Genomic DNA, 8403 nt, shown 5'->3' with positions numbered 1-8403 from the left:
TTAGTCATGCTTGCTTTTACTACCTCTCCATTTGTTTTTATTTCAAATGGATATAGCTTTTCATCAATAACATATCCCTTTGGTGCATCAAACTCTTGGTAATAATACTTTCCATATCCTAATTCAAATGTTGCTAGTCCCTTTTCATCTGTACGTCCTTCTGCTATTACATTCTTATTTTCGTCATATATTCTGAATCCGGCATTAGGTAATAATTTTCCATCTGATACATCTGTTTTTGTTATTTCTAATTTACCTACAATCTTCTTATTTGTAATTGTAAAGTTTGTATCATTATTAGTTACACTCTTAATATATCCTGCTGGAGTATTAACTTCATCAACTGTCCATTCATATGTGCTATCTAAGTTGCTCCATTGATGCTTCCAACTATTTGCATCATTTAATTTAACAATATTGCCGTAAGCTTGACCATCTTTATATAATTGTACTTCTACTTCCCTTGGACGAGTTGTTGAATTATCATCTTCCCATACTTTATTTACTGATATTGATATACTTGTATCTATTTTATCTGCTTCAATAGAAATATCTTTATAAGCATCCTTTTTATTTAATCCAATCAAATTTTGATAATCTTTTTCAGATGTTCCACTAATTAACTTATAAAAATCAATATTAATATTTTGATATTTGTACTTTATATTAAATGGTGATTTATTAATTTCATTTCCTGTATAAGTTAAATAAAATTTTTCTCCAACTTTTAATCCATTAACAATTTCTTTATTTGTATCAGCATCAATAATTTTCATGCCTTCTGGTAGATTTTCAAAAATGATACTTTCCTTATAAGTTCCTTCTACTGATATAATATTAGTTTTCCAAATTTGGCCATCATTGATTAATTTAAATTCACCATTAAAATTAATAGTTCCGTCCCCATAATATTGGTTACTTAAACCATACTCCATTAATGCAGACCAATAATCATATACTTGTCCACCAAACCAAGTATCTCCTCTAATCAAGCACCAAAGAGCATCTTGTGTATAATACCTTGCTTTATCATCGCTCAATCCATATTTTTCTTGTAATCCTATTGCATTATTAGGATAACCTGCATATAAAACTGCTGCAATTTGTTTTTTTACTCCACTAGATACTGTACTAGAATCATCTGATATTAAATAATCTAATTTTGTATATTGTGGAAGTTTCGTTCCTGAATCTAACATTGGTGGTTGAGCTTTATCATGATTAAAGCAATATACCACTTTAGATGATCCATTATCTTTTATGTAATAAACCATTCCTTCTGATGTATTCTTAGCATAAGCTTCATATGAATTGTTAACTGATGCATCTACATACTTCTGTTGATAATTAGATAAAGTAGTAAAAATTATCGTTATCAACAATAAATAACTTATTACTTTTTTCATTAATCCCATCTCCTTTCTTTTTTATTCATTTTTTGATATTGTTCTTCTATGGAAAATAAATTTCCCTTTAATTAAATAAAGTTATCTATTCCTATAAAAGAAACTCTATTACATTAATAAATACACTATTGAGTATATTGTTTTTTTAGAACTTTTGTTTAAAAATGTTGTAAAAAGGTTTTTTTTTGTAACAAACTAGATTTTTCCACTAAGTTAAACTATAATATTGTATAAATTATTTTATATAGGGGTGTTAAAATGTTTCAGATATGTATATGTGATGACAATACTGATTTTTTATTAAGTTTAAACAATAAGCTATGCAAAATAGCTACTAAAAATAATCTTGAAGTAAACATCATTAAGTATTCATCTGCTAAGCAACTTTTATTTGATCTAGATGATCATAGAAATAATATAGATATATATTTTTTGGATGTTTTAATTGATGATTTAACAGGTATAGATATAGCAAATAAAATTAGAAAATTTAGTCTAACCTCTCAAATTATTTTTTTAACTTCAAGTAAAGAACATGTTTTTGATGCTTTGGATATGATGCCATTACATTATTTATTAAAGCAAGAATTAAATAATGATAAATTAGAAGCAGTATTTATTAAGGCTATAAACTTAATACAACCAAGCAAAAAAAATCTTTTCTATTATAAAGTAGGACATACTATAAAATGTATAAATACGAATAAAATAGTTTTTTTTGAGATAAAGAATAGAATAGTTACAATGATGAGCACTGATGGAAGTACTGAGCAATTTTATTTCACTATGAAAGATTTAGTGAAACAAATTAATAACGATAATTTTATACAAATACATCGCTCTTTCTTAATAAATGCTTACTATATAAAATCAATAGATACTGGGAGTTTAATTTCTTATAATGACATAATTCTACCAATCGGTGACAAGTATATTAAAAATCTAAAAAAACAATATACTAAATTTCTTTTAAATGATTTAAATAATATTTAAACTATACATTATTAATACTAGGAGATATAACATTGAAATTTAAAATTAGAACTATATGCTATTTATTGATTGTTTTTTTAGGATTATTTTTTATGTTATCTTCACTAATATACACAGAATATAATTATAGATATATTAATTCGGATTATTTTTCTAATAATTGGTTGTTGAAAATTGATGGAACAGATATTAATAAAATTATAGATTTGCCTTATTCCACAAAAGAAAATACTTCAGAAAATATTATTAGTATTGAAAAACAAATTCCTAATGAATATATAATAGATCCATATTTAAGGGTAGGTTCTTCTCAACAAGAAATTAATATTTATTTAGATAATACTCTTATTTACAATTTTAACTCTATGCGAGCTATAAATAACGGTAAAACTGGTGGTTCAATATGGTTGTTGGTTAAACTACCCGATGATTGCTTTGGAAAAACATTGAAAATTGAATTTATATCAACATATAATAAATTATCAGGAACATTGAATGTTGTTAAGTTTGGAAATAAATCAGTTCTTTTAGCTGAACTACTTCTTGAAAGATTTCCTGATGTATTGCTAGCATTATCGCTATTTATTTTTTCTATAATATTTTTACTAGTTTCTATATATTATAAAAAATCTCATAATATTATATTTAATGGATATTACATAGCACTAATGTTTCTATTATCATCTATATGGATATTAGTAGAATCTCAGTTTTTTGTTTTTATATTTAATAATTATTCATTAATGTACTTTTTAGAATTTATTAGTTTATTTTTATTTCCTATATTCTTATATAAGTACATATATCTAGAATATAACTTAAAAAATAAAAAATATATTCTTATACTTTATAAAATTCATTTTTACTTATTATTAGTATTAATGTTACTTCAATTTATGGGATTATCTCCATTCTATTTATCACAATGGACTTTTCTCATAATATTTTTAATTACCTTTTGTGTATGCATATTTATAATTCTTCTTGAATTAAAGAGAGAAAAGAAATTAAAAAGCTTAGTAAATATTTTAATAATATTATTCACTTCATGTATTTTAGATATAATTTCTTATGATATTAAATCATATAAATTTAATATTAGCTTTATATATATAGGTACTATATTAATAGAAATATATATTTTATTACATATACTTAAAGAAATTTCTAAATTAAAAAAAATAAAAAATGACAATAAATTATTAAATTTACAATTAGATTATCAATTAAAATATTATAATAATTTAAATGAAAGAAACTCAAACCTAAAATCTTATAAACATGACATGTTAAATCATTTAAGTACTGTATATAATTTAATAGATAATAATAATATTGAAGACTCTAAAAAATATATATCAAGTATGATTAATAATTTTTCTAAAAAAAGAATGTCAGTAATTGATACTGGTAATCCTATTTTAGATTCTATATTAAGTGAAAAAATAGAAATAGCTAAAAAACAAAATATACAAATTTCACAAGAAATCTTTATAAACAAAAACTTAAAAATTGATTTACTTGATTGCTGTATAATATTCAGTAATATATTAGACAATGCTATTGAAGCATCATCTAAAGTTAAAAATAATAAATATATAAAAATTAAATTAATGTCAAAGGGAAATATGTTAATTTGTAAAATATCTAATTCTATTGATAAAAATGTAAAAATCAATAAAGATTTTAGAACAACAAAAAAAGATAGTTATTTTCATGGTATAGGCTTAAAAAATGTAAAAAATACAATAAATAAATATGAAGGTGAATTATCTATTACTTATGATAATTTTACCTTCGTAACTTCATTTATATTATTCGGAGTCTAATATAAAAAATAAAGTGAAATTTTTAGTTTTGTATTAAAAAATTAAATAAGAGTATTAACGATTAGATATCGTTAATACTCTTATTTATAACTCCTTAATAAGTATAAGCAATCCATTTGATGCAACTTGTCTACTATTTATATATTTTCATTTTCTCCAAAAACCTAAAGCTGGTCCATATGCAGTAGCATAAACTCCCCTTATATCTAATTTCAGAAGTTCTTCTTCAGCATAATCAACCAAAACACATCCTAATCTTTTTTTCTCATAGAAGTTATTATGCCAATCTCTTTTATCAGCTATAATCACTCATCACCCTATTTGTAAGATTCTTGATAGATTCTGATTACATCTTTTTTTGTTAGTTTAACTCTATCACATGCAAATAATCCACCCATTGGTCCCATTGCATTATCTGCCATTTTACCAAACTCCTCCGGACTAATACCATAATCGCTCATTTTTAAATCAGCAACTCCACATTCTTCTAATAATTGATTTAGCACTTCAATAAAATCATATGGATCATTTGCTTCTTCTTTTCCCATAGCTTTAGCCATCTTGATAAACCTATCATCACAGACATGATGATCAATCACATTTTTAAAATATGCTCTTGATAACATAATTAATCCTGCTCCATGTGGTAAATTGGGATGATATGCACTTAATGCATGTTCTAATGAATGCTGAGAAGATGTTGTTCCAACACACATAACTGTTCCTGATAAAATATTTCCAAAAGCAATATGCTCTCTTGCTTCCATATCATTGCCATCTTTAACAGCTCTGGCTAAATATCTACTAACATTTTCAATTGCAGTAATAGCATACATATCACTCATAAGATTTGCAAATTTTTAAATATATCCTTCTAAACTATGACTCAATGCATCAAATCCTTGATAAGCAGTATATGTTGCTGGAACACTTTTCATAAGCTCTGGATCTTCAATACATAAAACAGGAAATAAATCTGGTGTCTTTAATCCTACTTTCTCATTGGTTTGTGGATTTGTAATCACTGCACCTGCATCAGCTTCACTCCCTGTTCCAGCAGTTGTAGAAATAGCTACAATTGGTAAAGGTTTATTTTTGATTGGTGCTCCTTTTCCAGTACCACTTGTTATATAATCCCATAAATCGCCATCATTAGTTGCCATGACTGCCATCACCTTAGCAGAATCAATAACACTACCACCACCTAATGCAACAATGAAATCACATTTATGTTTTCTCGCAAACTTTCCACCTTCTTCATCAGTTTCCTTTAATGGATTTGGTTGAACTTTATCAAAGATAACAGTTTCAACATTCGCTAATGATAACTGTTCAACTTCATCTATTTCATTATGTGTAATGTCAAAACTTTCTTTCATATGCGCATTTGGACATAATAATTCAATTGTTTCTAATGAACTTCCATACCCATAACCAGCATGAGTACAAACTGGAATCAAATCTTTTCCCTCCATTGAATATTGTGCTAAAAAACTTGCAACTCTTTTAGGTAAATCACTAGACCACGTAGGATAGACAACAAAAACGGTTTGATATTCATTTAAGTTATCAATACTCATTTCTAATTCTGGTAAATCATCAGTATCAAATTCCTGATGACTTTTTTCCACAGTTTCATAATAATCAGTTGAATACTCTTCCTTAGGCTTTATTAAAACAATATCTCCACCTACCTGCTTCTGTATTTCTTCAGCTATAATCTGAGCATTTCCTTTTATTTTTCCATCTCTTATCTGAATACTTGCAGAAGAAATAGCATCTACATTTTCTTTAAATGTTGTATTCCCCACTCTTGAGAAATAAACAATAAGAGTATTTTTGAATTTATTTGAATCTTCATTATTTACCATAGCTTCTGATATATTCTTTTCATTAAGCGATATATACTCATCAGATATATTTGAACTTTGCATAGTCTTTTAATGCTCTTCCTAAGATTTCTTCACACCCTCCTAAAGAATAGTAATTAGCTGTATCAAAAAATTAATTCCAATATCTAAAGCATGTTTAATAATCTCTCTGGCTTATTTTTCTCGAACCTTGCCTTTAATTTCTCCTCGATCACTACCAAAACCCATGCTGCCTAAACATATTTTGGAAACCTTTAATCCAGTTTTCCCCAAATTAACATATTCCATTTTCAGTTTCTCCCTTTCCACAATTATTCAGTAGGTTTTAATGGCCCATAGAAATATGATGCTGTTGCTCCTCCATCAATCAAGAAATCAGCTCCAGTAATAAATGCTCCTTTATTACTCATTAATAATTCTGCCACGTTTGCTATTTCATCTGCTGTTCCTGGTCGCCCCGCTGGACATTTTGCAAACATATTTTTATAAAAGTCTCCTCTAGGTCCATTAAATTCATCAATTGCTAATGGTGTTACGACAATACCTGGAGAAATAGAATTTATTCTTGCTCCTTTTTGTCCCCACTTTACAGCCTCAGACATTACTCGTTTTTCATTACAACGTTTTGCCATTTGATAAGCATGTAATGTATCTTTAATATTTTCAGTTTGTAGTACTTCTAAATTCAATAATTCTTCTGTTGGTGTAGTAGCTAATTGCTCATCAACTTCAGGAGTTAAAGCTGGCATACGATGTCCTGATTGACTTGAAATAGTTACTCCAACTCCCCCATCTTTAATGACTTTTCCAACCTCTTCTAATAATACAGCTGTTCCATATAAATCTACTTTTAAAATAGCTTCAATAGGTGCTTGACTTGGTGATACACCTGCTCCATTAACTAGCATTGAAATTTCACCATATTCTTGCGCTTCTTTAATAAGCGATAAAATAGATTCTCTAGATGATAAATCCATCTCAAAAGGAATTGTATCAAACCCAGCATCATTCATAATTTTTGAAATAGTATTAGCACTATCAATATTTTTATCTCCAATCACAATTTTCATTCCATAACCAATTCTTCTTGCGATAGCCATACTAATTTGACCAGCACCTATTACAATCATAACTTCTTTCATTCTTTTTCCCACCTTATAAATTTAAGCTTTCAATCCAACTCAATATTCTTTTTCACTTGCTCTCCCATTCAACAATTGACATAGACGCCAATTAACTGAATTATCACAGAGTCTATGAAGTATCTCATCTATTTTTCCAAACTCTTTTGTGCATCATTGACACAACGTAATGCATTTAAACTTCTCGGATAACCAATATATGGTAAACATTGAGAAATAATCTTTATTAAAAATTGTTTATCATTTCCAATTCCTATATTTGCTGCTGCATGTGATGTTAATTGTGGCTCACATCCTCCTTGAGAAGCCAAGAAACAAAATGTAATCATTTCTCTTTGTTTATAATCAAGTCCACCTCTTGTATAATAGTCACCAAAACAATTATCTGCTAACCATTTATTAATATGTCTTGATTCTTCTGGTCCTGATTGATAAAATTCTCGCATGTGTTCTCCAAAGATATCAACCTGTGCTTGAATTCCTTTTTCTAAACGATTGTTTAGATTTGTTGTAGATTGTCCTTCTAAAGGTAAAGCAATATCATTCTTTTCACAAAATTCATTAACAGCATTTAAAAAAGGAAAAACTCTTCCAATCCCTAAATATGCAACACCTTGATAAACAATTTCTTTCATTTCAATTGGTGTAACGCCAAAATGATAAGCAGCTGTTAACATTGCTTTAAATTCATCAATTCCTTGACAACCTAATAAAGTTGCAAGAATTGCGATAAATCTTGTTTTATCTTCTAAATCATCTTGATTAACAACTTCATCAAATGCAAAGTTATCAAATAACTCAATAAATTCTGGATCAGTTTCTAAAAACTTTGAAACATAACCTAGAAACATCTTTTCATGATATTCTTTTGCTTGTTTTGAAATAGCCATTTTTATTACCTCTTTTCTTTATACTTATATCATATTTTTAAATATAAAAATAAACAATTCCAATAACTAATGTTATCCATAAGTTCTACTTATGGAATCTTATTTAATACAAAAAACTATTAACATTAATAAAAAAATTAGCTATTATATACAAACATAGCTATAAATTCATTTTTTCTATATATTTATCAACTAGCTATAAAGAAACTCTTATCTGATTTTCGTCAAATGATAATTCTAACCATTCTTGAATATCAGTATTCTTACATAAT

Annotated in this window: 6 protein-coding genes and 2 pseudogenes; 2 read left to right on the top strand and 6 right to left on the bottom strand. The window is 26.9% G+C overall.

What is annotated here, in order from left to right; genetic code table 11:
• Positions 1 to 1406: SpaA isopeptide-forming pilin-related protein (locus ACQPVP_RS05710; protein ID WP_430848046.1), on the bottom strand; the 1406-nt coding region annotated here is incomplete at its 3' end.
• A gap of 258 nt (positions 1407 to 1664) precedes the next feature.
• Here ACQPVP_RS05710 and ACQPVP_RS05705 point away from each other — a divergent pair.
• Positions 1665 to 2399, top strand: a complete 735-nt coding sequence (locus ACQPVP_RS05705) for a LytR/AlgR family response regulator transcription factor (RefSeq protein ID WP_430848044.1) — start codon at positions 1665 to 1667, stop codon at positions 2397 to 2399.
• Between the two features lie 32 nt (positions 2400 to 2431).
• Positions 2432 to 4228, top strand: a complete 1797-nt coding sequence (locus ACQPVP_RS05700; RefSeq protein WP_430848042.1) for a sensor histidine kinase — start codon at positions 2432 to 2434, stop codon at positions 4226 to 4228.
• Between the two features lie 147 nt (positions 4229 to 4375).
• Here the strand turns inward: ACQPVP_RS05700 and ACQPVP_RS05695 are convergent, their stop codons facing one another.
• The 5 genes and pseudogenes from ACQPVP_RS05695 to ACQPVP_RS05675 all read right to left on the bottom strand — a co-directional run bounded on the left by ACQPVP_RS05695 (position 4376) and on the right by ACQPVP_RS05675 (position 8131).
• Positions 4376 to 4537 carry a hypothetical protein gene (locus tag ACQPVP_RS05695; RefSeq protein WP_430848040.1) on the bottom strand — a complete coding sequence of 54 codons (162 nt, stop codon included), beginning with the start codon at positions 4535 to 4537 and terminating at the stop codon, positions 4376 to 4378.
• An 8-nt stretch (positions 4538 to 4545) separates the two neighbouring features.
• Positions 4546 to 5607, bottom strand: a pseudogene (locus ACQPVP_RS05690) (iron-containing alcohol dehydrogenase).
• Positions 5608 to 6099 (bottom strand): annotated as a pseudogene (locus ACQPVP_RS05685) (flavodoxin); the annotation flags it as partial.
• 311 nt (positions 6100 to 6410) lie between these two features.
• The gene (locus tag ACQPVP_RS05680; RefSeq protein WP_430848038.1) at positions 6411 to 7241 is read right to left on the bottom strand and encodes an SDR family oxidoreductase; all 831 of its coding nucleotides are present in this window, start codon (positions 7239 to 7241) and stop codon (positions 6411 to 6413) included.
• A gap of 128 nt (positions 7242 to 7369) precedes the next feature.
• Positions 7370 to 8131 carry a carboxymuconolactone decarboxylase family protein gene (locus ACQPVP_RS05675; protein WP_430848036.1) on the bottom strand — a complete coding sequence of 254 codons (762 nt, stop codon included), beginning with the start codon at positions 8129 to 8131 and terminating at the stop codon, positions 7370 to 7372.
• Between the last annotated feature and the right edge of the window lie 272 nt (positions 8132 to 8403).

The sequence above is a fragment of the Clostridium nigeriense genome, from assembly GCF_050585265.1.
GTDB lineage: Bacteria > Bacillota > Clostridia > Clostridiales > Clostridiaceae > Clostridium > Clostridium nigeriense_B.
The sequence above is the reverse complement of the archived record's forward strand: the minus strand, read 5'-3'. Positions and strand labels throughout refer to the sequence as shown.

What these genes read in the sequence shown, in the direction of transcription:
- ACQPVP_RS05705 (WP_430848044.1), top strand. Translation starts at nt 1,665, where the DNA reads ATGTTTCAGATATGTATATGTGATGACAATACTGATTTTTTATTAAGT.
- ACQPVP_RS05680 (WP_430848038.1), bottom strand. Translation starts at nt 7,241, where the DNA reads ATGAAAGAAGTTATGATTGTAATAGGTGCTGGTCAAATTAGTATGGCT.
- ACQPVP_RS05675 (WP_430848036.1), bottom strand. Translation starts at nt 8,131, where the DNA reads ATGGCTATTTCAAAACAAGCAAAAGAATATCATGAAAAGATGTTTCTA.